Here is a 25,267-nt window from a genome sequence, read left to right on the forward strand (position 1 = left end):
GCCGCCCCCCGCTCACGGGGCCACCTCCCCGTCATCGGCGGTGAGGACGTAGGCGGCGGGGGTGGGGGAGGGCGAGGCGGAGGGCTGCGGGGCCGGTACGGGCTCGGGCAGGGGAAGGGGGAGCGGCTGGGCGGGGTCGGGCAGAGGGAGAGGGGGCGGCTGGGCGGGAGCGTGTCCGGTGAGGGCGGGGGTGTCCGGCTGTATGGCGGCGGGGGCGGATGGCTCGGGCGGAGGGTCGGATCGTACGGGCATTGGAGACAGCACCGCTGCGGCAGGGGCGGGAGCGTCGGGCCGTACGGCGGCAGGAGCGGGCCTCTCGGGCCGGGGGCCGGGGCGTACGGGCGTCCGCGGTGCCCCTTCCTCGGTGGGGGCCGGAGGGGGAACGGGGGTGTCCGGCTGTGCGGGGGCCGGAGCGGGAACGGGGGTGTCCGGCTGTGCGGGGGCCGGAGCAGGAACGGGGGTGTCCGGCCGTACGGCTGCCGGTGTGGCTGTCTCCGGGCGGCTGTCGGGGCGTACGAGTGTTCGGTGTGTCGGAGTTCCGGTCGGCCTGGGCGGTGTGGAGTGCGCGCGGTCCGTCAGGAGGTCCGCCACGTCCAGGACGTGGCGCCCCCGCATCGAGGGCAGGCAGCTGCCCCGGGCCGGGCCGATGGCCGCCGCCCACTCCCGGGGGATGGCGGCCACGCCCTGGGTGGCGCCCGCCAGGGCGCCCGCGACCGCGGCCGTGGTGTCGGCGTCCCGGCCCATGTTGACGGCGGTGAGCACCGCCTCGCGGAAATCGCCGTCGGCCGCCGCGTACGCGCCGAAGGCGAGGGCGACCGCCTCGGGGGCCAGGTCGGACCAGGGGTAGCCGGCGATGACCACGGCGGAGCGGACCGCGCGTTCGCCGCGGCGGGCGGCGGCCGTGGCCCGGCGCAGCGAGCGGGCCGTCCAGGAGTCGTCCGGGACGACGGCGAGCGCGGCGGCCACCACCGCGACCGGCGGCGCGCCCGCCATCGCCGCCGCCACCCCGGCCGCCACGGCCCGGCCGCCGTGGATGCCCTCGCCCTCGTGGCTGACCGAGCCGTCCACCGCGACCAGCCGGGCGGCCTCGGCGGGGCGACCGGCGGCGAACACCCCGAAGGGCGCCGCCCGCATCGCCAGGCCGTCGCTCCAGGCGTGCCGGTGCTGGGCGGAGACGGGTGCGGCAAGGCCGCGGCGCAGGTTCTCCAGGGTGCCGCGCTCGCTGAACCCGGCGCCGCGGAAGGGCCCCTCGGCCCGGCCGGCGATGTGCTCGTGCCAGGCCGCCTCCACATGGGCCGGGGTGAGCGCGGAGCCGTGCCGGGCGAGCAGCAGGCCGGAGAAGAGGGCGTACTCGGTGTCGTCGGTGCCGGCCGGGCGTTCGGAGACGTAGCCGGTGATACGGCCCCAGCGGGCGCGGATCTCGGAGGGCCGCAGATTCTCCGCGGGCGCCCCGAGGGCGTCCCCTACGGCGAGGCCGAGCAGCGCGCCCTGGGCCCGTTCGCGCAGGGCGACCGGGGGGAGTCCGGTGGTCGGTGCCATCGCGGGCGCTCCTCTCCAGGGCGCCGGTGAGGGCGCGGCACCCCTGGGGGGAGGTGTCCCCGGTCCGCGGCGCGACACAGCCTCGCCGGTGTCGGCGTCACCCGTACGACATCTGTGCGGAGGATGGCACGAATGAGCAAGAAAAGGTAAAGGCGCAGGTTAGCGGAGCCTTTCCTTGCTGGCGGGCGGGAAGATTCCGGCGTAGGTTCAGTGTTGTCAAAGAATAGAACTTGTCCAAAAGTAAGCCAAGCCTAATCTTCCTGGGGGACTCTCATGGCCATCCTCGACACCGAAGCGACCCTGCACGAGGCGCACCGCGACAATCACACGCACCGCGATGTGAACGGCGGCTGGCTGCGCCCGGCGGTCTTCGGCGCGATGGACGGCCTGGTCTCCAACCTCGCCCTGATGACCGGTGTCGCGGGCGGCGACGTCAGCCGGCACACCATCGTGCTCACCGGCCTGGCGGGCCTGGCCGCCGGCGCCTTCTCCATGGCGGCCGGCGAGTACACCTCCGTCGCCTCGCAGCGCGAGCTGGTCGAGGCCGAGCTGGACGTCGAGCGGCGCGAGCTGCGCAAGCACCCGCAGGACGAGGAGGACGAGCTGGCCGCGCTGTACGCGGCGCGGGGCGTCGAGCCCGCCCTCGCCCGCGAGGTGGCCCGCCAGCTCTCGGCCGACCCGGAGCAGGCCCTGGAGATCCACGCCCGCGAGGAACTGGGCATCGACCCCGGCGACCTGCCCTCCCCGCTGGTCGCCGCCGTCTCCTCCTTCGGCTCCTTCGCGCTGGGCGCCCTGCTCCCGCTGCTGCCCTACCTGCTGGGTGCCTCCGTGCTGTGGCCGGCCGTGCTGCTCGCCCTGTTCGGCCTGTTCGGCTGCGGCGCGGTGGTCGCCAAGGTGACCGCGCGCACCTGGTGGTACAGCGGTTTGCGGCAGCTTGCCCTGGGTGGTGCCGCCGCCGGTGTGACGTACGCCCTGGGCACCCTGTTCGGTACGGCCGTAGGATGACCAGGCTGGAACTTATGCGTCGGGTCGCATAAGTAGCCGTTACCCGCTGGTTTCGATCGCGTGACCACCGGGCATGAGCCGTAAGCGCTGTGGGCAATGAGGCCCACCGCGCACCCCCACGGGGTGGGCGAGGATGTCGTCGCCCGCTCCTCCTGCGGGCCGATGGGCACGGATCTGACCGATTCCCGCCCCTGCCGGCCCCCCGTGAAAGCCTCCACCGCCGGGCGCGGAACCCCCGCCGCCGACCCCTCCGGTGTCCGCATGCTGGAACGGAGTATCCGCTTCCCGAGAACCGCTCCATCATGTAACCTGCACGAAATTTCGCACTTCTCCGCAGAGGGCCAACGTCGTCCCTCGGCACCAGCACATGCCAATGACGACGACGGGAGAGCCGATGCGTACGCCGCGCCAGCCGTCCCAGCATTCCTCGAATGGCCGGAACTGGTCGTTCATGGATGCTCGCCCTGCTGCGCAGGGTATGTACGACCCCCGCAACGAGCACGACGCCTGCGGCGTCGGCTTCGTGGCCACCCTCACCGGCGAGGCGAGCCATGCGCTGGTCGAGCAGGCGCTCACGGTGCTGCGCAACCTGGAGCACCGCGGCGCCACCGGCTCCGAGCCCGACTCGGGCGACGGCGCGGGCCTGCTCTCCCAGGTGCCCGACGCGTTCCTGCGCGAGGTGGCCGGATTCGAGCTGCCGGCCGCCGGCGCCTACGCGTTCGGCATCGCCTTCCTGCCCGAGGACGGCACCGAGGACGCCGTCTCGCGCATCGAGACGATCGCCGCCGACGAGGGCCTGACCGTCCTCGGCTGGCGCGAGGTCCCGGTCGCCCCCGAACTCCTCGGCGCCACCGCCCGCTCCACCATGCCCGCCTTCCGGCAGGTCTTCGTCGCCGACGGCACCAGCGAGGGCATCGCCCTGGACCGCAAGGCGTTCCTGCTGCGCAAGCGCGCCGAACGCGAGGCCGGGGTCTACTTCCCCTCGCTGTCCGCGCGCACCATCGTCTACAAGGGCATGCTGACCACCGGCCAGCTGGAGCCCTTCTTCCCGGACCTGTCCGACCGCCGCTTCGCCTCGGCCGTCGCGCTCGTCCACTCCCGCTTCTCCACGAACACCTTCCCGAGCTGGCCGCTCGCCCACCCCTACCGGTTCGTCGCCCACAACGGCGAGATCAACACCGTCAAGGGCAACCGCAACTGGATGGTGGCCCGCGAGTCCCAGCTCGCCTCGCGGCTGTTCGGCGGCGACGGGAACCTGGAGCGGGTCTTCCCGATCTGCACCCCCGACGCCTCCGACTCCGCCTCCTTCGACGAGGTCCTGGAGCTGCTGCACCTCGGCGGCCGCTCGCTGCCGCACTCCGTGCTGATGATGATCCCGGAGGCCTGGGAGAACCACGCCTCCATGGACCCGGCCCGCCGCGCCTTCTACGGCTACCACTCCACGATGATGGAGCCCTGGGACGGCCCGGCCTGCGTCACCTTCACCGACGGCACCCAGGTCGGCGCCGTGCTCGACCGCAACGGCCTGCGCCCCGGCCGCTACTGGGTCACCGACGAGGGCCTGGTCGTCCTCGGCTCCGAGGTCGGCGTCCTCGACATCGACCCCGCCCGGGTCGTGCGCAAGGGCCGCCTGCAGCCCGGCCGCATGTTCCTCGTGGACACCGCCGAGCACCGCATCATCGAGGACGACGAGATCAAGGCGTCCCTGGCCGCCGAGAACCCGTACGCCGAATGGCTGGAGGCCGGCGAGATCGAGCTGGGCGACCTGCCCGAGCGCGAGCACATCGTCCACACCCACGCCTCGGTCACCCGCCGCCAGCAGACCTTCGGCTACACCGAGGAGGAGCTGCGCGTCCTGCTCGCGCCGATGGCCAAGTCCGGCGCCGAGCCGATCGGCTCCATGGGCACCGACTCACCCATCGCCGCCCTCTCCGAGCGCCCCCGGCTGCTCTTCGACTACTTCACCCAACTGTTCGCGCAGGTCACCAACCCGCCGCTGGACGCCATCCGCGAGGAACTGGTCACCTCCCTGCGCAGCTCGCTGGGCCCGCAGGGCAACCTGCTCGAACCCACCGCGGCCTCCTGCCGGTCCGTGGTGCTGCCCTTCCCGGTGATCGACAACGACGAGCTGGCCAAGCTCATCCACATCAACGCCGACGGCGACATGCCCGGCTTCAAGGCCGCGACCCTCTCCGGCCTCTACCGGGTCTCCGGCGGCGGCCAGTCGCTGGCCGCCCGCATCGACGAGATCTGCGCCGAGGCCGACGCCGCCATCGACAACGGCGCCCGCCTGATCGTCCTGTCCGACCGGCACTCCGACGCCGAGCACGCGCCGATCCCCTCGCTGCTGCTCACCGCCGCCGTCCACCACCACCTCATCCGCACCAAGCAGCGCACCCACGTGGGCCTGCTGGTCGAGGCCGGCGACGTCCGCGAGGTCCACCACGTCGCCCTGCTCATCGGCTACGGCGCCGCCGCCGTCAACCCGTACCTGGCGATGGAGTCCGTCGAGGACCTCGTCCGGGCCGGCACCTTCCTGCCCGGCAGCGAGCCCGAGCCGGCCATCCGCAACCTCATCCACGCCCTCGGCAAGGGCGTCCTGAAGGTCATGTCCAAGATGGGCATCTCCACCGTCGCCTCCTACCGCGGCGCCCAGGTCTTCGAGGCCGTGGGCCTGGACGACGGCTTCGTGGAGAAGTACTTCAACGGCACCACCACCAAGATCGGCGGCGTCGGCATCGACGTCGTCGCCAAGGAGGTCGCCGCCCGCCACGCCAAGGCCTACCCCGCCACCGGCATCGCCCCGGCGCACCGCGCCCTGGACATCGGCGGCGAGTACCAGTGGCGCCGCGAGGGCGAACCGCACCTGTTCGACCCGGAGACCGTCTTCCGCCTCCAGCACTCCACGCGCTCGGGCCGCTACGACATCTTCAAGCAGTACACCGGCCGGGTGAACGAGCAGTCCGAGCGGCTGATGACGCTGCGCGGCCTGTTCGCCCTGAAGACGAACAAGGACGGCAGCTCCGGCCGGCAGCCGATCCCCCTGGACGAGGTCGAGCCGGTCTCCGAGATCGTCAAGCGGTTCTCCACCGGCGCCATGTCGTACGGCTCCATCTCCCAGGAGGCGCACGAGACCCTCGCCATCGCCATGAACCAGCTGGGCGGCAAGTCCAACACCGGTGAGGGCGGCGAGGACCCCGAGCGCCTGTACGACCCGGCACGCCGGTCCAGCATCAAGCAGGTCGCCTCCGGCCGCTTCGGCGTGACCAGCGAGTACCTCGTCAACTCCGACGACATCCAGATCAAGATGGCCCAGGGCGCCAAGCCCGGCGAGGGCGGCCAGCTGCCCGGCCACAAGGTCTATCCGTGGGTCGCCAAGACCCGGCACTCCACGCCCGGCGTGGGCCTGATCTCCCCGCCGCCGCACCACGACATCTACTCCATCGAGGACCTGGCCCAGCTGATCCACGACCTCAAGAACGCCAACCCGGCCGCCCGCATCCACGTGAAGCTGGTCTCCGAGGTCGGCGTCGGCACGGTCGCGGCCGGTGTGTCCAAGGCCCACGCGGACGTCGTGCTGATCTCCGGCCACGACGGCGGCACCGGCGCCTCCCCGCTCACCTCGCTCAAGCACGCGGGCGGCCCCTGGGAGCTGGGCCTGGCCGAGACCCAGCAGACCCTGCTGCTCAACGGCCTGCGGGACCGGATCGTCGTGCAGACCGACGGCCAGCTCAAGACCGGCCGCGACGTCGTCATCGCCGCGCTCCTCGGCGCCGAGGAGTTCGGTTTCGCGACCGCGCCGCTCGTCGTCTCCGGCTGCATCATGATGCGCGTCTGCCACCTGGACACCTGCCCGGTCGGCATCGCCACCCAGAACCCGGTGCTGCGCGACCGCTTCGCCGGCAAGGCCGAGTACGTGGTGAACTTCTTCCAGTTCATCGCCGAGGAGGTCCGCGAACTCCTCGCCGAGCTGGGCTTCCGCTCCATCGAGGAGGCCGTCGGCCACGCCGAGGTCCTCGACGTGGCCCGCGCGGTCGACCACTGGAAGGCGCAGGGCCTGGACCTGGAGCCGCTGTTCCACGTGCCCGAGCTGCCCGAGGGCGCGGCACGCCACCAGGTCGTCGCCCAGGACCACGGCCTGGAGAAGGCCCTCGACAACGAGCTGATCAGGCTCGCCGCCGACGCCCTGGCCGCGCCCGGCGCCACCGACGCCCAGCCGGTACGCGCCCAGGTCGCCATCCGCAACATCAACCGCACGGTCGGCACCATGCTCGGCCACGAGGTGACGAAGAAGTTCGGCGGCGCCGGCCTGCCCGACGACACCGTCGACATCACCTTCACCGGCTCGGCCGGCCAGTCCTTCGGCGCCTTCCTGCCGCGCGGCATCACCCTGCGCCTGGAGGGCGACGCCAACGACTACGTCGGCAAGGGCCTGTCCGGCGGCCGCATCGTGGTCCGCCCCGACCGCGCCGCCGACCACCTCGCCGAGTACAGCGTCATCGCGGGCAACACCCTCGCCTACGGCGCCACCGGCGGCGAGATGTTCCTGCGCGGCCGCACCGGCGAGCGGTTCTGCGTCCGCAACTCCGGCGCGACCGTCGTCTCCGAGGGCGTGGGCGACCACGGCTGCGAGTACATGACCGGCGGCCACGCGGTCGTCCTCGGCGAGACCGGCCGCAACTTCGCGGCCGGCATGTCCGGCGGCATCGCGTACGTCATCGACCTGGACCGCGACAACGTCAACGCCGGCAACCTCGACGCCGTCCAGCCCCTGGACGACACGGACCGGCAGTGGCTGCACGACGTGGTGCGCCGCCACGCCGAGGAGACCGGCTCCACCGTCGCCGCCCGGCTGCTCGCCGACTGGACCGCGGCCGCCGACCGCTTCAGCAAGATCATCCCCAGCACGTACAAGTCCGTGCTCGCCGCCAAGGACGCCGCCGAGCGAGCCGGTCTCACCGAGACCGAGATCACCGAGAAGATGATGGAGGCGGCGATCAATGGCTGACCCGAAGGGCTTCCTGAACCACGGCCGCGAGGTCGCCACCTCCCGCCCGGTCGACGAGCGCACGAAGGACTGGAACGAGGTCTACGTCCCCGGCTCGCTGCTGCCGATCATCAGCAAGCAGGCCGGCCGGTGCATGGACTGCGGCATCCCCTTCTGCCACAACGGCTGTCCGCTCGGCAACCTCATCCCCGAGTGGAACGACTACGCCTACCGCGGGGACTGGGCGGCCGCCTCCGAGCGGCTGCACGCCACGAACAACTTCCCGGAGTTCACCGGCCGCCTGTGCCCGGCCCCGTGCGAGTCGGCGTGCGTGCTCGGCATCAACCAGCAGCCGGTCACCATCAAGAACGTCGAGGTCTCGATCATCGACAAGGCGTGGGAGGGCGGGGACGTCGCCCCGCAGATCCCCGAGCGCCTGTCCGGCAAGACCGTCGCCGTGGTCGGCTCGGGCCCGGCCGGACTGGCCGCCGCCCAGCAGCTCACCCGGGCCGGGCACACCGTCGCCGTCTACGAGCGCGCGGACCGCGTCGGCGGACTCCTGCGGTACGGCATCCCCGAGTTCAAGATGGAGAAGCGGCACATCAACCGCCGTATCGAGCAGATGCGCGCGGAGGGCACCCGCTTCCGTACCGGCGTCGAGGTCGGCCGTGACATCACGGCCACAGGACTGAAGAAGCGCTACGACGCGGTGGTCCTGGCCGTCGGCGCCACCACCGCCCGCGACCTGCCCGTCCCCGGCCGTGAACTCCAGGGCATCCACCAGGCCATGGAGTACCTGCCGTTGTCCAACAAGGTCCAGGAGGGCGACTTCGTCACCCCGCCGATCTCGGCCGAGGGCAAGCACGTGGTCGTCATCGGCGGCGGTGACACCGGCGCGGACTGCGTGGGCACCGCCCACCGGCAGGGCGCGGCCTCCGTCACCCAGCTGGAGATCATGCCCCGCCCCGGCGAGGAGCGGCACCCCACGAACCAGCCCTGGCCGACCTTCCCCCTCCTGTACAAGGTCACCTCGGCCCACGAGGAGGGCGGCGAGCGGATCTACTCCGCCTCCACCACCCACTTCGAGGGCGACCAGGACGGCAACGTGCAGTGGCTGCACCTGGCCGAAGTCGCCTTCGTCGACGGCAGGCCGACCCAGAAGCCGGGCACCGAACGCAAGATCCCCGCCCAGCTGGTCACCCTCGCCATGGGCTTCACCGGCACCGACCGGGACAACGGCCTGGTCGACCAGTTCGGTCTGGACCTCGACGAACGCGGTAACATCGCCCGTGACGCCGATTTCCAGACCAACGTGCCCGGCGTGTTCGTCGCCGGTGACGCGGGCCGCGGCCAGTCGCTCATCGTGTGGGCGATCGCCGAGGGCCGCTCGGCCGCCCGCGGCGCCGACCGGTACCTGGCGGGCGCCAGCGACCTGCCGGCCCCGATCCGTCCGACGGACCGCGCGCTGATGGTCTGACGCACGGCCGCTCGAAACGTCCCGTACAACGGCGTACGGGCGGGTCATCTGGAGGGACGACTCCCTCCAGACCCCCCGAGACGGCGCCTGCCCCGTCCCCGACCGGACACCGGGCAGGCGCCGCCGCATGTCGGCATCCCCCCGGCCCGCGTGTCCGGTATTCCTCCGCCCGCACGTCCGGCAACCGCCCGGCGGCCCCTCCCCGGCGTCCCGGACCTCGATCCAGGACCCCAGCGAAGGAGCGGGACATGGCCGCGATCAGCCTGAGCAGGGTGGAGGAGGCCGCGCCCGCGCTGGTCAGCCTCTACAAGAGCGCGGGGACCTCGCTCGTCGAGCACGGCCTCGACGAGCTGTGGGCCGCCGTCTACCTGGTGCTCGACCACTCCGGCTCCATGAGCCCGTACGACAAGGACGGCAGCGTGCGGGCGCTCGCCGACCGGGTGCTCTCCCTCGCCGCGCACCTCGACGACGACGGCCGTGTCCCGGTGGTGTTCTTCTCCACCGACGTCGACGCGGTCACCGAGATCTCCCTCGACGACCACCAGGACAGCATCCGCCGCGCCGCCGCCGGCCTCGGCCGCATGGGCCGCACCCACTACGAGGCCGCCATGGACGCCGTGCTCGACCACTACCTCGACTGCGGCGCCACCGATCCGGCCCTGGTCGTCTTCCGGACCGACGGCGGCCCCTCCAGCAAGGCCGCCGCCGAGCGCTGTCTGTGCAAGGCCGCCGGGCTCCCGCTGTTCTGGCAGTTCATCGGCTTCGGCAACGCTCGCGGCCACCAGTTCGGCTTCCTGCGCCGGCTCGACGAACTCGCCGTGCCGGGCAAGCGAAGCGAGATGGGGGTCCCCCCGCCCGGAGGATGGGGGAGCGTCATCGACAACGCGGGATTCTTTCCGGCGGGCCGCGACCCGCGCCGCCTGTCCGACGCCCGGCTCTGCGACCGGCTCCTGTCCGAGTTCCCGCTGTGGCTGACGGCGGCCCGCGCCCAGGGGATCGTGACCTGACGCCGGTAGCCGGTAGCCGGTAGCCGGGTGTCGGTAGCCGGGTGTCGGGTGTCGGCTAGGTGTCGCACTCCAGCACCGTCCGGCACAGCCCGCACCGCGCCCGCACCCGCCCCCGTACCGGCACCCTGATCCGCTCCAGGCAGGTCGGGCAGCGGAACGACACCCGCAGCGGCTCCCGCCCGGACGCCGAGAAGGAGTACGGCGCCCCCGGCTCCCGCTCCGCCTCGCCGCCGTGGCCCTGGGCGTGCCGCCGGTCGCGGGCGTAGCGGCGGCGGCCCGCCCAGCCCGCCGCCGTCAGCGGCGGCTGCTGCCCGTCGCGGCGGGCCCGGGCCAGCCCCTTGACGTACGCCTCGTACCCCTGCGCACTGGTGAACCACGCCGAAGGGTCCTCACCGAAGACCAGCGACCGCTTGGCCAGCACGTAGCCGAACTCCTCCGGCGTGAGGTAGCCCAGTTTCTGCGAGGACACCCCGTCCTCGCGGAACGCGTCCAGCAGCAGCCAGCCCGCCCCCAGGTACGTCGCCGCCGTGTCCGTGAGGATCTCGTTGTCCCGGGTACCGGGGAAGGACAGGTCCAGGCGGTGCAGGTAGACGTGCATCACCTCGTGCGCCAGCGCCGCCCCGATGTCCCGGCGATGCGTACGGAACCGGTCGTTCAGCTCGACGAAGTACTCCGGCCCCGCCGTCAGCTCCACATTCGCCGCGTGCGTCATCTCCCGGAACCCGACGATCAGCCGCGCGTCCGGCAGCCCGTAGTGCCGCACCAGCTCCCGGGCCACCCGCTGCGCGCCCAGATGCAGATCGTCCGTGTCGCAGAACGCCACGTCGACCGGGGCCACACTGGTCGCGAACGTCCGGACCGACTCGTACGACAACCGCCGGTACAGCGCCGTGATCGCGGCCCGCACCGTCTCCAGATGCGGGAACCCGTGCTCGACCGGTCCGCCGTTCGCCACGCCCCGCACCCCCAAAGACGCCGGAACCCCACTCCACTGTAGGCGGAACGCACCCCGATTCCCCGGGCTCGGCGGCGGGCGCGGCGCCGAGCCCGCCGTCCGGCCGCCCTCCGCGCACGAGCGGGCCGGCCCCCACCCCGTAGGGTTGACCCCCATGAGCACCAGCAACACCAGCAGCACCGGAAACGACGGCGTCGACCCCGCCGTCCGCCAGGAACTCGCGCGGCTGCGCGACAGCATCGACAACATCGACGCGGCCGTCGTCCACATGCTCGCCGAGCGGTTCAAGGCGACCCAGCAGGTCGGCCACCTCAAGGCCGCCCACCAGCTGCCGCCCGCCGACCCGGCCCGCGAGTCCCGCCAGATCGCCCGCCTGCGCGCCCTGGCCGAGGACGCCAAACTCGACCCGGCGTTCGCCGAGAAGTTCCTCAACTTCATCATCGCCGAGGTCATCCGCCACCACGAGCGCATCGCGGAGGACACCGGCGACAGCCCGGCGACGGCGCACTGACCCCGGCCGCGCCCGGCCCGCACCACCCTGGCGCGTCCCGCACTACCCCCGGCGCGCGCCGGACCCGGCCCGGCGCGCGCGAGCACACCGCACCGCCCCCCACCGCCCCACCGACCCGCCCGCCCCGCCGGGCCGGTCCACGGAACCCCCTCGTGCCCCGCCCCCGCCATCAGGCAGCATGGCGTCCATGTCCGTACTCACGCGCGACGAAGCGCAGACCCGTGCCCAGCTCCTCGACGTCCACCGCTACACCGTCGACCTCGACCTGACCGGCGGGGACGACACCTTCGGCTCCCTGACCACCGTCCGGTTCACCGTACGCGCCGGCCAGGACGCCACGGACACCTTCATCGAGCTGAAGCCCGCCGAACTGCGCTCCGCCACCCTCGACGGACAGCCCCTCGACCCCGGCGCCCTCACCGAGAACCGCCTCGCCCTGAAGAACCTCGCCCCCGGCGCCCACGAACTGCGTGTCGACGCCCGCATGAGCTACTCCCGCACCGGCGAGGGCATGCACCGCTTCACCGACCCCTCCGACGGCGAGACCTACGTCTACACCCAGCTGTTCATGAACGACGTCCAGCGCGTCTTCGCCGCCTTCGACCAGCCCGACCTCAAAGCCGTCTTCGACGTCACCGTCACGGCCCCCGGGCACTGGACCGTCCTCGCCAACGGCGTCACCGAGCACACCGGCGACGGCGTCTGGAAGGCCGCCACCACCCCGCGCGTCTCCACCTACCTCGTCGCCGTCGCCGCCGGACCCTGGCACTCCGTGCGCACCGAACACCGCGGCCTGCCCTTCGGCATCCACTGCCGGCGCTCCCTCGCCCCGTACCTGGACGCCGACACCGACGAGATCCTCGCCATCACCCGCGCCTGCTTCGACCGCTACCACGAGAAGTTCGACGAGCCCTACCCCTTCGACTCCTACGACCAGGCGTTCGTCCCCGAGTTCAACGCCGGCGCCATGGAGAACCCCGGCCTGGTCACCTTCCGCGACGAGTTCGTCTACCGCTCCGCCGTCACCGACACCGAACGCCAGACCCGCGCCATGGTCATCGCCCACGAGATGGCCCACATGTGGTTCGGCGACCTCGTCACCCTCAAGTGGTGGGACGACATCTGGCTGAACGAGTCCTTCGCCGAGTACATGGGCTACCAGACCGCCGCCGAGGCCACCCGCTTCACCGGCACCTGGACCGACTTCGGCGTCGCCCGCAAGTCCTGGGGCTACGACGCCGACCAGCGCCCCTCCACCCACCCCGTCGCCCCCGACGCCGTCCACGACACCGCCTCCGCCCTGCTCAACTTCGACGGCATCTCCTACGCCAAGGGCGCCTCCGCGCTGCGCCAGCTCGTCGCCTGGCTCGGCGAGCGGGACTTCCTCGCCGGCATCAACACCCACTTCCGGCGGCACCGGTTCGCCAACGCCACCCTCGCCGACTTCATCGACTCCCTCGCCTCCGCCACCGACCGCGACGTGCACGCCTGGGCCGAGGCATGGCTGCGCACCACCGGCGTCGACACCCTCACCGCGGCCACCGGCGCCCGCCCCGGCCGGTGGACCCTCACCCTCGACCGCGACGGCGGCCGCCCCCACCGCGTCACCGTCGGCGTCTACGACCGCGACCTCTCCGACGGCCGCACCCTGACCCTGCGCGAACGCTACGAGACCGACGTACCCCAGAGCGCCCCCGAGGACCGCCCCGGCATCCGGCCCGCCCTGGTCCTGCCCAACGACCTCGACCTGACCTACGCCAAGATCCGCCTCGACGCCACCTCCCTGGAGACCGCCCTGCGCGGCCTGTCCGGCATCCCCGACGCGATCACCCGCGCCGTGGTCTGGAACACCCTGCGCGACATGGTCCGCGACGGCGCGCTCGACCCCGCCGACTACCTGGCGGCGGCCGCCGCCCACCTGCCCGAGGAGACCGACCTCGCCCTCGTCCAGGGCGTCCTCGCCTTCGCCGGCCCCCAGCTCACCGACCGCTACCTGAGCCCCGGACGGCGGCCCGCCGCGCTCGCCACGCTCACCGCCCTGTGCCGCGACCTCATCCGCCGCACCGAGGACGGCGACCACCCCGGCCTGCGCCTGATCGCCGTACGCCACTTCATCGCCACCGCCGCCCACCCCGACACCATCGCCGCCTGGCTCGCCGACGGCACCGTGCCCGGCGGCCCCGAACTCGATCCCGCACTGCGCTGGCGCGTCCTGGCCCGGCTCGCCGTCCTCGGCGCCACCGACGAGGCCGCCATCGCCGCCGAACTCGCCCGCGACCCCTCCGCCACCGGCCAGGAGGGTGCCGCCCGCTGCCGCGCAGCCCTGCCCGACCCGGCCGCCAAACGCGCCGCCTGGGAGGCGATGTTCACCTCCGACGACCTGTCCAACTACCTGTTCACCGCCACCGCGCAGGGCTTCTGGCAGCCCGAACAGGCCGACCTCGTCCAGGAGTACGTACCGCGCTATTACGACGACGCGATCGCCGTCGCCGCCCGCCGCGGCCCCGCCATCGCCGACGCCGCCGGCCACTGGGCCTTCCCCGCCCACGACATCGACGTCACCCATCTGCTCCTGGGCGAGAGCCGCCTGCGCGAGAGCGCCCCGGTCCCCGCCCTGCGCCGCAGGCTCGTCGACCAACTCGACGACCTCGCACGGGCCCTGCGCGTACGGGACGCACAGGAGCAGCGAGAGCAGTAGGGGGAGGGGGGAGGGGGGAGCAGGGGGAGGTAGGGGGAGCAGGGGGAACAGCGAGCAGCGGGAGCAGCGGGAGCAAGGGGGAACAGCAGGAGCGCCGAAGGGCGCCGCGCCGCCGGTCACGGCCCGCGCGCCCGGTCCGCCCCGGGCGCGCGCTCCCGCACGGCCCCGGCCACCGGCGGACCGGGCCCGCGCCACGCGCACTCCCGCACCCACCACCCTCCCCCCTTCACCCCCGCACGGCAGTACCCACTCCAGGGTTGCGATCGTTGAGCTTCGCGGGCGCGCCGGACACCGGACCGACACGCTGGACGTCCCCGCCCCCGCAGCCCCCAGGACACCCCATGAGTACTCCGCACCCGCCCGCACCGCACACCCGGCTCGCCTCCGGACCCGAAGGAGCCGCCGCCCTGCGGCCCCTGCTGGACACTGTGCTCGCCGCCCTCGACAGCGGCCGGCGCGCCCGCGGCGGCCCGCTGCCCGCGGGCGGCCCCGAAGCCGTCACCGCCCGGCTGCGCGCCGCCGCCGGCGACATCCTGCCCGAGCACGGCGACCCCCAGGCCCTGCGCGTCCTCGTGCACGCGCTGGCCGAAGGCGCCGCCGACCCCGCCGACCCGCTGTGCGCCGCCCACCTGCACTGCCCGCCACTGGCCCTCGCCGCAGCCGCCGACCTCGCCGTCAGCACCCTCAACCCGTCCCTGGACTCCTGGGACCAGGCCCCCGCCGCCTCCGCGCTGGAAACCCTCGTCACCCGCGCACTCGCCCACCGGGCCGGCCTCGCCGACGCCGTCGTCACCACCGGCGGCACCGAGTCCAACCAGCTCGCCCTGCTGCTGGCCCGCGAGAAGCACGGCGGCGGCGTCCGCCTCGTGCACGGCGCCAACGCCCACCACTCCCTGCCCCGCGCCGCCTGGCTGCTCGGCCTGCCCGACCCCGTGACCGTCCCGGCCCCCGCCGGCACCCTCGACCCCGCCGCCCTCGACACCGCCCTCACCGACCTCGCCGGCCCCCGCGGCCAGCTCCTCGTGGCCGCCACCGCCGGCACCACCGACGCCGGCCTGATCGACCCGCTCACCGAGATCGCCCGGCTCTGCGCCGCCCACGGCGCCCGCCTGCACATCGACGCCGCCCACGGCTGCGGCCTGCTCTTCAGCGACCGCCACCGGGCCCGCCTCACCGGCCTCGACGCCGCCCACACCGTCACCCTCGACCTGCACAAACTCGGCTGGCAACCGGTCGCCGCCGGACTCCTCGCCGTCCGCGACCCCGCCGACCTCACCGTCCTGCACCAGCACGCCGACTACCTCAACGCCGACGACGACACCGACGCCGGCCTGCCCGACCTGCTCGGCCGCTCCCTGCGCACCACCCGCCGCCCCGACATCCTCAAGATCGCCGTCACCCTCAAGACCCTGGGCCGCACCGGCCTCGGCGCCCTCGTCGACCAGGTCTGCGCCCACGCCCGCGCCTTCGCCGACCTCGTCGACGCCCACCCCGGCTTCGACCTCTACGACCGGCCCACCATCAGCACCGTCCTGTTCCGCCCCACCGGCGCCGCCGACGACACCGTCGCCGCCGTACGCCGCACCCTGCTCACCGACGGCCGGGCCGTCCTCGGCCGGGCCCGCCCCGACGGCCGGCTCTGGCTCAAGACCACCCTCCTCAACCCCCACACCCGGCCCGACGACCTGGCCGCCCTCCTCGCCCTGGTGGAAGGAACGACCCCACGATGAACCAGCCACCGATGAACCAGCCACCGATGGACCAGCCACCGATGGACCAGCCACCGGGCAACCACCCGGGCCCCACTCCCGCCCCCGCCCCCACCGCCCCCCGCGACCTCGTCGGCATCGGCATCGGCCCGTTCAACCTCTCCCTCGCCGCCCTCGCCCACCCCCTGACCGGACTCTCCACCGCCTTCTACGAACAGCGCCCCCGCTTCCGCTGGCACCCCGGCCTGCTCATCGACGGCGCCCGCGTCCAGGTCCCCTTCCTCGCCGATCTGGTCACCCTCGCCGACCCCGCCAGCCACTGGAGCTTCCTCAACTACCTCAAGGAACGCGAGCGGCTCTTCCCCTTCTACTTCGCCGAACGCCTGCACATCCAGCGCGCCGAGTACGACGCCTACTGCCGCTGGGTCTCCGACCACCTGCCCGCCCTCCACTACGGCCACCAGGTCGACACCGTCCGCTGGAACCCCCGCCACGGCCTGTTCGAAGTCGACTTCACCCAGCTCGACGCCGACGGCGGAGCCGAAGCCCTCGGCCGCACCCACACCCGCAACATCGTGATCGGCATCGGCACCGAACCCCACATCCCCGAACCCCTGCGCCCGCTGACCGCCACCCCCGGCACCCCCGTCGTGCACGCCGCCGACTACCTCGCCCACCGCGACATGCTGCGCGCCGCCGGCCACGTCACCGTCGTCGGCTCCGGACAGTCCGGCGCCGAGATCTTCCTCGACCTGCTCCGCGACCGCCCCGCCGGCCACGAGCGGCTCCACTGGATCGGCCGCACCGAAGCCTTCGCCCCCATGGAGTACTCCAAGCTCGGCCTCGAACACTTCACCCCCGACTACACCCGCTACTTCCACGCCCTGCCCGAAGCCGTCCGCGACCGGCTCGTCCCCGCCCAGTGGCAGCTGCACAAGGCCATCGACGCCGACACCCTCGCCGCCATCCACGACGAGCTGTACCGCCGCACCCTGCACGGCGGCTGGCCCGACACCGTCCTCACCCCCGGCGTCCGCGTCCGCACCGCGGGCCGCATCGCCGGCAACCGCATCGAACTCCACCTCGAACACACCCAGCAGGGCACCCGCACCCGCCTCACCACCGACGCCGTCGTCCTCGCCACCGGCCACCGCCGGCGCCCCCTCAGCCCCCTGCTCGACTCCCTCGACCCCTACCTGCACCGCGACGACGCCGAACGCCCCCACATCGACGACCACTACCGGCTCGTCCTCGACCCCGCCGTCACCGCCACCGGCTGCCACGTCTACGTCCAGAACGCCGAACTCCACACCCACGGCGTCGGCACCCCCGACCTCGGCCTCGCCGCCTGGCGCAGCGCCACCATCCTCAACTCCGTCACCGGCAAGGACACCTACCCGCTGCCCGCCCGCACCGCCTTCACCACCTTCGGCCTGACCCAGCGACGGCCCCAGACCCCGGCCGGGCGCCAGATCACCGCACTGACACCCCTGGCCGACGGAGTCTGAGGCCGCCCGCTCACCACCGAACCGCTAGAACACCGGCGTACCGCCCCGCACCAGCTTCCAGTCCACCGACGCGAAGTCCTTCGGGTCCAGCACACCCTTCGCCGTCACCCACTCGGCGATCCGGGTCCGGATCTCCGTCGACTCCGACCACAGCTCCTTGGCCGCCGCCACGTACGGGAACGCCCCGCCGCCGTTGGCCCGGTAGTTGTTCACCGCCAGCACGAACTGCTGCGCGTCCTCCAGCGCCGCCCCGCCGAACGTCAGGTTCTTGATCCGCGAACCGACCGGCTGGGCCACGTCGATGTCGTACGTCAGCCCCGAGACGTAGTCGTAGTTGTAGTCCGGACGGCCCCCGGCGTTCGTCAGCTTGTCCACGTCCACCGCCGCGTCCGGCGCCGTCTGCGTGTAGTACCCCGCCGAGTACTCCAGGTACGCCCGCACCTGCGCGCCCGTCATCAGCTTCGCGACCAGCGTGTTGTCGTACACGTACAGGCCCGACAGGTCCCGGATCGTCACATCGCCCGCCGAGATCTGCGAGGTCCGCGAGAACGGGGACGCCTGTGCGATCACCGGCAGCGCGGCGTACGCGGTGCCCGCCAGCGCGGACTTCACCACGTCCTCCTGCACCTTGGTGATCAGATCGATGATCGGCGCGTCCTTGTACCGGGCGTCCACCGTCGTCAGCGTCTGCGTGGCCTGCCCGACGACCTGATTGACGTACTGCACGACCTTCTTGTGCTCATCGGCCAGCAGCTTGGTGATCCGCCGGTCGTCCGCGACCGTGTTCGAGTTGCGCAGCGACGCGGCGACCGACTCCACCTGCCACCGGCCCCGGGAGAACGCCAGCTCGATGTCGAACACGGTGAGCCGCTCCGCGAAGCACAGCGGCTCCGACAGCACCACCGTCTTGCCGGTCTTCTCGTTGACGACCTTCAGCTCCGGGATCTCCAGATGCGCGTGCCCCACCAGGATCGCGTCGATCCCCGGCACGTGCCGGGCCACGTTCGCCGCCGCGTCCTCGATGTACGGCAGCTGGTCACCGTAGGACGACTGGCCCGACGTACCCGAGTGCGCCGACACGATCACCACGTCCGCACCCATCGAACGCAGCTTCGGCACCCACTTGGCCGCCTGCTCCTCAAGACCCGGGAACGTCAACTTCCCCTGCACGTACGCCTTGTCCCAGATCGCGATGCCCGGGTTGGTCAGCCCCAGCACCGCCACCTTCACCGGCGGGGCACCGTGTACAGGGAACTTCTTGAAGAAGTACGGCGCGAACGCCGGCCGCTGCGTCTTCGCGTCCAGCGCGTTCGCCCCCAGCAGCGGGAAGTCGCACTGCTGCTCGAACTTGCGCAGCGTCTCGATGCCGTAGTTGAACTCGTGGTTGCCCAGCGCCGCCGCGTCGTACCCGATCGCGTTCATCGCCTGCGCCATCGGATGCACCGGACCGCCCTTGGCGGTGATCGGGTCCACCTTGGCGTAGTAGTACGTCAGCGGGGTGCCCTGGATGGTGTCACCCGCGTCCAGCAGCAGCGTGTTGTGCCGCCCGCGCTCCTCGCGGAGCTGGTTCACCAGGGTCGAGATGCGCGCCAGGCCCTGCGCGTTGCCCGCCGCGTCGGCGTACTCGCCGTCCTTGAAGTAGTCCCAGTTGAAGACATGGCCGTGCAGGTCCGTCGTGCCCAGCACGGTCAGCGCGTACCGCTTGGCGTGCCGGTCCGGGCCGTGCCCGTGCGCGGCGGCGCCCACCGGCTGGGCGGCCTGTGCCGTCGGAGCCGCCGCCCCGGCGACCGCGACCCCGGCCCCCGTCACGGCGGACTTCTTCAGGAACTTCCGGCGGTTCAACGCCATGTCTGGTTCTCCTAGCGAGAGATCGGCTGCGAGAGATCGACTCACGAAAGATCGACTTGCGAGAGATCGACGACGCGCGTAGATGGACGCGCGTAGATTCTGACCGGGGCATGGCGAAACGCAACAGCCCCCACAGGTTGCGATCTGATGACCGGCACCCCGCAGACACCCGCCCGCGGCCGGTGACACAGTGGACGCCATGGACCCCATGACCGCACCCGCACCCGAGGAACCCGGCCCCGCCGTCCCCTACGGCACCCCCGACGCCCCCCGCATCGCCGTCCGCGGCGAGGCCCACCTCGAAGTCGACCCCGAGATCGCCCGCATCGGCATCACCGTCACCGCCCGCGGCCGGGACCGCCGCTCCGCCCTCGACGACCTCAACCGGCGCAACGCCACCGTCATCGACCTCCTCACATCCTACGGCCCCGCCGTCGAACACCTCGAAACCGGCGCCCTCTCCCTCACCCCCGAACTCATCCGCCACGGCCGCGGCGAACGCGTCCGCACCTACCACGGCACCGTCCACCTCACCGCCGAACTCTGCGACTTCACCGCCCTCGGCGAACTCACCACCCGACTGGCCGACTTGGACCTCACCCGGGTGGACGGCCCCTGGTGGGCACTCAGGACCGACTCACCCGCCCACCGCCAGGCCCGCCGGCAAGCCGTGCACGAGGCCGTCCAGCGCGCCAGGGAGTACGCCGAAGCACTCGGCACCACCCTCGCCGCCCTGGTCGAGATCGCCGACATCGGCGCCGAGAGCGCACCCTCCCTCCCGCCGGCCCCGGGAGCCATGCGGTCGCGGGCCGCCGGCTACGGAGCACCCGGCGGCCCGCCCGACGAGCCCGCCCCGCTCGACCTGCGCCCCCAGCGGCAGCACGTCTCCGCGCAACTCAACGCGCGATTCACCATGAAACCGCCCAAACTGTAAACACGTCAGGACACCGCCACGACCACCCGGACACCACCCGCCCACCCGCCGACCGCTCGGAGGCGCACCACCCCGCACACTTCAACACTTGTCAACCAGCGTTCACCCAAAGGCCGTTGAGCAGTCACGTCGCACCAAACCCCTACCGATCGGTAAGGCATAGGCTCACACCATGCGCCGAGCAAAGATCGTCTGCACCCTCGGACCCGCCACGGGCACGTACGACCAGATCAAAGCCCTGATCGACGCCGGAATGGACGTCGCCCGCCTCAACCTCAGCCACGGCAGCCACGCCGAACACGAGGAGCGCTACCAGCACGTACGCGAAGCCGCCGACGCCACCGGTCGCAGCATCGGCGTCCTCGCCGACCTTCAAGGCCCGAAGATCCGACTCGGCCGCTTCCGCGAAGGACCCGTACTCCTCGAACGCGGCGACACCTTCACCATCACCGTCGAAGAAGGCGTCGAAGGCGACCGCCACACCTGCGGCACCACCCACGCCGGCCTCGCCGACGACGTCACCCCCGGCGAACGCATCCTCGTCGACGACGGCAAGGTCACCCTCGAAGTCACCTCCGTCGACGGCCCCCGCGTCCGCACCCGGGTCCTCGACGGAGGCATCGTCTCCGACCACAAGGGCCTCAACCTCCCCGGCGTCGCCGTCTCCGTGCCCGCCCTGTCCAAGAAGGACGAGGACGACCTGCGCTGGGCCCTGCGCACCGGCGCCGACGTCATCGCACTCTCGTTCGTCCGCAGCGGCCGGGACATCCTCGACGTCCACCGCGTCATGGACGACGAGGGCCGCCGCCTCCCGGTCATCGCCAAGATCGAGAAACCCCAGGCGGTCGAGGCCGTCGACGACATCGTCGCCGCCTTCGACGGCATCATGGTCGCCCGCGGCGACCTCGGCGTCGAGATGCCCCTCGAACACGTGCCCATCGTCCAGAAACGCGCCGTCGCCCTGGCCCGGCGCAACGCCAAACCGGTGATCGTCGCCACCCAGATGCTCGACTCCATGATCGAGAACTCCCGCCCCACCCGGGCGGAGGCCTCCGACGTCGCCAACGCGGTCCTCGACGGCACCGACGCGGTGATGCTGTCCGGCGAGACCAGCGTCGGCCGGCACCCCGTCGCCACCGTCCGCACCATGGCCAAGATCGTCGCCGCGGCCGAGGAGGACCTCCTCGCCAAGGGACTGCCACCACTCACCGACCGCACCAAACCCCGCACCCAGGGCGGCGCCGTCGCCCGCGCGGCCGCCGAGATCGGCGACTTCCTCGGCGCCAAGTTCCTCGTCGCCTTCACCCAGTCCGGCGACACCGCCCGCCGCCTGTCCCGCTACCGCTCACCCATCCCCGTCCTCGCCTTCACCCCCGAACCGGCCACCCGCTCCCAGCTCAGCGCCACCTGGGGCGTCGAGACCTTCCTCGGCCCCCGCGTCGACTCCACCGACGCGATGGTCGACCAGGTCGACGAACTCCTGCTGCGCCACGGCCGCTGCGAGAAGGGCGACGTGGTCGTCATCACAGCGGGCTCCCCGCCCGGAGTCCCCGGCTCCACCAACCTCGTCCGCGTCCACCACATCGCCGAGGACGACAGCCCGCGATAGAGCACTCGCCTCAGTACTTCGGCCCTACGTGGGCGTCGAGGAGGGCTACGGAGGGTTTGCGGGCGACGGAGATGTTGAAGGGGTCGCTGCCGCGAGCCAGGGTCGTCCAGTCGACGCCGACCTTGTCGAGGGTGTCAGTAAAGAGCTTCCGGATATCGTCTGACTTGTTGGAGAAGAAGTACCGGGGATACTCGTAACGCTTGCGCTCCCCGCCGACGAGACGAGTCGTCCAGTTGGTGATACGGCATCCGTCGGAGTGGATGAGTCCCCGGATGAACTCCCAGGGGTGAGCATCGACGATGTCCTGCTGCCAGGGTTCGAGCGCAATGTGGCGATCATGCTTCTTGCCGGGCCCGTGCTGGGGGAACAGGCAGTGCAAGTGTTTGGAATACACCTTCACGTTGCGGCACCCGGTCCTACGGACCCGGCATACAGAGTTCCTGGGGAACACGGCCCGCATGGCCTTCTCGCAATCGTCCATGAGCCCGGCCCACGCCTCGGCACATGTGATCATCAAGTTGGGCACGCGGTGCCCTGAGTAGTGGCTGATGTGGCCGTCGCCGAGGTACAGGCCCAGCAGATAGCTGTACGCCGCCGAATCCAGGTCGCTTTCGTCGCAGCGTGGACACTCAGGGTCGTGCTTGCCCGGACACTCACCTCGGGTGGCCCGGTCCCTGTGCTTCCAGTAGCCGATCGTGCCGAGCGGCACGTTCAGCCGACGTGCCACGTCCGCATTCTTTGCGCCGTCCCTCAACAGCGTCAGGGCCGTCTGTCGCACTTGCGTGCTGTGCTGGTTCATGTGAGCACACTGCGTGACTGAGCGTGGCGACACGCAGCAAAAAGCGGAGGATCACGCGAACGTGATCCTCCGCTTTGCGGTGTGCCGGGTGCGGGATTCGAACCCGCACGCCCTTTCGGACAGATGTGTTTGAGACATCAGCGTCTGCCATTCCGCCAACCCGGCTGGCGAACCCGTCAGGAGTGTACCGGGTGACCAGATCAGCTCGCAGCTAGGTAGTCTCTAGAGGCAGCCCCCAGCCTGCCCGAACAAGGAGCGCCCCCGTGACCGCCCCCGAGTCGCCCCAGCCCGTAGACGTGTCCGACGACGACAAGTCGCACGTGCCTCCGCTGACGACCCGTGTCGTCATCGCCGAGGACGAGGCGCTGATCCGGCTGGATCTCAAAGAGATGCTGGAGGAGGAGGGCTACAGCGTCGTCGGTGAGGCCGGGGACGGTGAGCGGGCGGTGGAGCTGGCCCGCGAGCACCGGCCGGATCTGGTGATCCTCGATGTGAAGATGCCGAAGCTGGACGGTATCTCGGCGGCGGAGAAGATCGCCGAGGAGAGCATCGCGCCGGTGCTGATGCTGACCGCGTTCTCGCAGCGTGATCTGGTGGAGCGGGCGCGGGACGCCGGGGCGATGGCGTATCTGGTGAAGCCGTTCAGCAAGAGTGACGTGGTGCCGGCGATCGAGATGGCCGTCTCCCGGTTCACGGAGCTGAAGGAGCTGGAGAAGGAGGTCGCGGACCTCTCCCAGCGGCTGGAGACGCGCAAGCTGGTGGACCGTGCGAAGTCGGTGCTCCAGACGGAGTACGGGCTGACGGAGCCGGCGGCGTTCCGCTGGATCCAGAAGACGTCGATGGACCGCCGGATGTCGATGCAGCAGGTGGCGGAGGCGGTCATCCAGGACAGCGAGGAGAAGAAGGCGGCGAAGGGCGGGAAGCCCGAGAGGTCGGAGAAGCCCGAGAAGGACTGAGCGCGCGCCGCGGGGTTTCCGTACGTACGGCGAGGCCCGCACCCCGAGAAGGGGGTGCGGGCCTCGCCGTGTGCGCGGGGCGGGCTAGTCCTCGCCGAGGTAGGCCTTGCGGACGGATTCGTCGTGGAGGAGGTTTCGTCCGGTGCCGGACAGGACGATGGTGCCGATCTCCATGACGTGGCCCTGGTCGGCGAGGGAGAGCGCGGCCTGGGCGTTCTGTTCGACGAGCAGGATGGTGGTGCCCTGGGACTTGAGTTCGGCGATGGTGGCCATGATCTTCTGCATCATGATGGGGGACAGGCCCATGGAGGGCTCGTCCAGCATGAGCAGTTTGGGCCGGGACATGAGGGCGCGGCCCATGGCGAGCATCTGCTGTTCGCCGCCGGAGAGGGTGCCGGCGGCTTGCTTGCGGCGTTCGCCGAGGATGGGGAAGAGGTCGTAGGCGCGCTGGATGTCCTTCTCGACGCCGTCGCGGTCCTTGCGGAGGAAGGCGCCGAGGCGGAGGTTGTCCTCGATGGTCATGCGGGGGAAGATGTGCCGGCCTTCGGGGGAGTGGGCGAGGCCGAGGGAGACGATCTGGTGGGCGGGGACCCTTTTGAGGGACTTGCCGTTGAACTTGATCTGGCCGCCGACGGGTTTGAGGAGGCCGGAGAGGGTGCGCAGGGTGGTGGTCTTGCCGGCGCCGTTGGTGCCGATGAGGGTGACGATCTGGCCGGCGTCGACGGTGAACGAGATGCCTTTGACGGCTTCGATCTTGCCGTAGGCGACGCGGAGGTCTTCGACTTCGAGGAGTGTGGTCATCGGTCGTTCTCCTTGCCGGGCGCCGCTTTTGTGGTGGTGTCGGCGGCCGTCTCGGCGTTCGCTTCGGCGCTTTCGACTTCGGCGGCTTCCTCGTCGCCGGGGGCGCCTTCGAAGGGTTCGCCGAGGTAGGCGGCGATGACGCGTTCGTCGCCCTGGACGGTGGCGCTGTCGCCCTCGATGAGTTTCTCGCCCTGGACGAGGACGGCGACGCGGTCGCAGAGGTTGAAGATGAACCGCATGTCGTGCTCGATGACGAGGACGGCGATGCCCATGTCGCGGATGGCGAAGACGAGTTCCTCGGTGGTGCGGGTCTCCTGCGGGTTCATGCCGGCGGTGGGTTCGTCGAGCAGGAGCAGGCCGGGTTCGCTGGCGAGGGCGCGGGCGATCTCCAGTTTGCGCTGTTCGCCGTAGGGGAGGTTGCGGGCGAGGTGTTCGGCTTTGCCGGCGAGGCCGACGAAGTCGAGGAGTTCCATGGCGCGGGCGCGGGAGGCGGCTTCGGCGCGGTGGAAGCCGGGGCCGCGCAGGACGGCGGACCAGAAGCCTTCTTTGGTGCGGGTGTGCCGGCCGACGAGGACGTTCTCCAGGACGGTCATGTTGGCGAAGAGCCGGATGTTCTGGAAGGTGCGGGCGATGCCGGCGGCGGTGACCTTGAAGGATTTGGGCGGCAGGACGCTGCCTTTGTAGCGGACTTCGCCCTCGGTGGGGACGTAGAGGCCGGTGAGGCAGTTGAAGAAGGTGGTCTTGCCGGCGCCGTTGGGGCCGATGAGGCCGACGATCTCGCCGCTGCCGACGGTGAGGTCGACGTCGCGTACGGCGGTGAGGCCGCCGAAGCGCATGGTGACGCCGCGTGCGTCGAGGACGGTGGCGCCGGGTGCGGTGGCGCCGGGCGCGGTGCCCTGGGGGGTGGTGTCGGTGGTCATGGTG

General features: G+C 71.8%; 17 protein-coding genes and 1 tRNA gene. 11 read left to right on the top strand and 7 right to left on the bottom strand.

Annotated elements, in window-relative coordinates:
• Nucleotides 1–12: 12 nt before the first annotated feature.
• On the bottom strand, nucleotides 13–1,539 hold the full coding sequence (locus ABZ858_RS02430) for an ADP-ribosylglycohydrolase family protein (protein ID WP_361371402.1): 1,527 nt from the start codon (nucleotides 1,537–1,539) through the stop codon (nucleotides 13–15).
• Between the two features lie 273 nt (nucleotides 1,540–1,812).
• On the opposite strand from ABZ858_RS02430, the gene ABZ858_RS02435 reads away from it, so the two are divergent.
• The 4 genes from ABZ858_RS02435 to ABZ858_RS02450 all read left to right on the top strand — a co-directional run bounded on the left by ABZ858_RS02435 (nucleotide 1,813) and on the right by ABZ858_RS02450 (nucleotide 10,015).
• Nucleotides 1,813–2,544 carry a VIT1/CCC1 transporter family protein gene (locus tag ABZ858_RS02435; protein ID WP_361371405.1) on the top strand — a complete coding sequence of 244 codons (732 nt, stop codon included), beginning with the start codon at nucleotides 1,813–1,815 and terminating at the stop codon, nucleotides 2,542–2,544.
• 478 nt (nucleotides 2,545–3,022) lie between these two features.
• Nucleotides 3,023–7,552 (top strand): glutamate synthase large subunit, encoded by a 4,530-nt coding sequence (gene gltB, locus ABZ858_RS02440; RefSeq protein ID WP_361371408.1) that lies wholly within the window; start codon nucleotides 3,023–3,025, stop codon nucleotides 7,550–7,552.
• Complete coding sequence (locus ABZ858_RS02445) at nucleotides 7,545–9,008, top strand: glutamate synthase subunit beta (RefSeq protein ID WP_361371411.1); 1,464 nt, start codon at nucleotides 7,545–7,547, stop codon at nucleotides 9,006–9,008. The genes gltB and ABZ858_RS02445 overlap by 8 nt, the downstream gene beginning before the upstream one ends.
• Nucleotides 9,009–9,256: 248 nt before the next feature.
• On the top strand, nucleotides 9,257–10,015 hold the full coding sequence (locus tag ABZ858_RS02450; RefSeq protein ID WP_361371413.1) for a VWA domain-containing protein: 759 nt from the start codon (nucleotides 9,257–9,259) through the stop codon (nucleotides 10,013–10,015).
• Between the two features lie 55 nt (nucleotides 10,016–10,070).
• Here ABZ858_RS02450 and ABZ858_RS02455 read toward each other — a convergent pair whose 3' ends face one another.
• Nucleotides 10,071–10,970 carry a hypothetical protein gene (locus ABZ858_RS02455; protein WP_361371416.1) on the bottom strand — a complete coding sequence of 300 codons (900 nt, stop codon included), beginning with the start codon at nucleotides 10,968–10,970 and terminating at the stop codon, nucleotides 10,071–10,073.
• Between the two features lie 154 nt (nucleotides 10,971–11,124).
• Here ABZ858_RS02455 and ABZ858_RS02460 point away from each other — a divergent pair, with 154 nt between their 5' ends.
• The 4 genes from ABZ858_RS02460 (at nucleotide 11,125) to ABZ858_RS02475 (ending at nucleotide 17,396) form a co-directional block, all read left to right on the top strand.
• The gene (locus ABZ858_RS02460; RefSeq protein WP_361371419.1) at nucleotides 11,125–11,481 is read left to right on the top strand and encodes a chorismate mutase; all 357 of its coding nucleotides are present in this window, start codon (nucleotides 11,125–11,127) and stop codon (nucleotides 11,479–11,481) included.
• A 178-nt stretch (nucleotides 11,482–11,659) separates the two neighbouring features.
• The gene (gene pepN / locus ABZ858_RS02465) at nucleotides 11,660–14,179 is read left to right on the top strand and encodes an aminopeptidase N (RefSeq protein ID WP_361371422.1); all 2,520 of its coding nucleotides are present in this window, start codon (nucleotides 11,660–11,662) and stop codon (nucleotides 14,177–14,179) included.
• Between the two features lie 341 nt (nucleotides 14,180–14,520).
• Complete coding sequence (locus ABZ858_RS02470; RefSeq protein WP_361371425.1) at nucleotides 14,521–15,909, top strand: aminotransferase class V-fold PLP-dependent enzyme; 1,389 nt, start codon at nucleotides 14,521–14,523, stop codon at nucleotides 15,907–15,909.
• Between the two features lie 41 nt (nucleotides 15,910–15,950).
• Nucleotides 15,951–17,396: a SidA/IucD/PvdA family monooxygenase gene (locus tag ABZ858_RS02475; protein WP_361371951.1), complete on the top strand. Its 1,446-nt coding sequence runs from the start codon at nucleotides 15,951–15,953 to the stop codon at nucleotides 17,394–17,396.
• Between the two features lie 24 nt (nucleotides 17,397–17,420).
• Here the strand turns inward: ABZ858_RS02475 and ABZ858_RS02480 are convergent, their stop codons facing one another.
• A complete protein-coding gene (locus ABZ858_RS02480) occupies nucleotides 17,421–19,244 on the bottom strand; it encodes a 5'-nucleotidase C-terminal domain-containing protein (RefSeq protein WP_361371428.1) in 1,824 nt (607 codons plus the stop codon).
• A gap of 208 nt (nucleotides 19,245–19,452) precedes the next feature.
• Between ABZ858_RS02480 and ABZ858_RS02485 the strand changes: the two genes are divergently transcribed.
• Nucleotides 19,453–20,178, top strand: coding sequence for an SIMPL domain-containing protein (locus ABZ858_RS02485; RefSeq protein ID WP_361371954.1), 726 nt, complete (start codon nucleotides 19,453–19,455; stop codon nucleotides 20,176–20,178).
• Nucleotides 20,179–20,350: 172 nt separating this feature from the next.
• Entirely contained in the window at nucleotides 20,351–21,787 is a 1,437-nt protein-coding gene (pyk, locus tag ABZ858_RS02490; RefSeq protein WP_361371431.1) for a pyruvate kinase, read from the top strand.
• Nucleotides 21,788–21,797: 10 nt separating this feature from the next.
• Here the strand turns inward: pyk and ABZ858_RS02495 are convergent, their stop codons facing one another.
• Both ABZ858_RS02495 and ABZ858_RS02500 read right to left on the bottom strand, forming a co-directional pair.
• Nucleotides 21,798–22,586, bottom strand: coding sequence for a helix-turn-helix domain-containing protein (locus tag ABZ858_RS02495; RefSeq protein WP_361371434.1), 789 nt, complete (start codon nucleotides 22,584–22,586; stop codon nucleotides 21,798–21,800).
• Between the two features lie 82 nt (nucleotides 22,587–22,668).
• Nucleotides 22,669–22,751 (bottom strand) — tRNA-Leu (locus tag ABZ858_RS02500).
• Nucleotides 22,752–22,849: 98 nt separating this feature from the next.
• Here ABZ858_RS02500 and ABZ858_RS02505 point away from each other — a divergent pair.
• Nucleotides 22,850–23,542: a response regulator gene (locus tag ABZ858_RS02505; RefSeq protein WP_361371437.1), complete on the top strand. Its 693-nt coding sequence runs from the start codon at nucleotides 22,850–22,852 to the stop codon at nucleotides 23,540–23,542.
• 84 nt (nucleotides 23,543–23,626) lie between these two features.
• Here the strand turns inward: ABZ858_RS02505 and ABZ858_RS02510 are convergent, their stop codons facing one another.
• Nucleotides 23,627–24,343: an ABC transporter ATP-binding protein gene (locus ABZ858_RS02510; RefSeq protein WP_361371440.1), complete on the bottom strand. Its 717-nt coding sequence runs from the start codon at nucleotides 24,341–24,343 to the stop codon at nucleotides 23,627–23,629.
• The gene (locus ABZ858_RS02515) at nucleotides 24,340–25,263 is read right to left on the bottom strand and encodes an ABC transporter ATP-binding protein (protein WP_361371443.1); all 924 of its coding nucleotides are present in this window, start codon (nucleotides 25,261–25,263) and stop codon (nucleotides 24,340–24,342) included. Before ABZ858_RS02515 ends, ABZ858_RS02510 begins: the two co-directional genes overlap by 4 nt.
• Between the last annotated feature and the right edge of the window lie 4 nt (nucleotides 25,264–25,267).

Origin of the sequence: Streptomyces sp. NPDC047017 (assembly GCF_040644175.1) — a bacterium.
Lineage (GTDB): Bacteria > Actinomycetota > Actinomycetes > Streptomycetales > Streptomycetaceae > Streptomyces.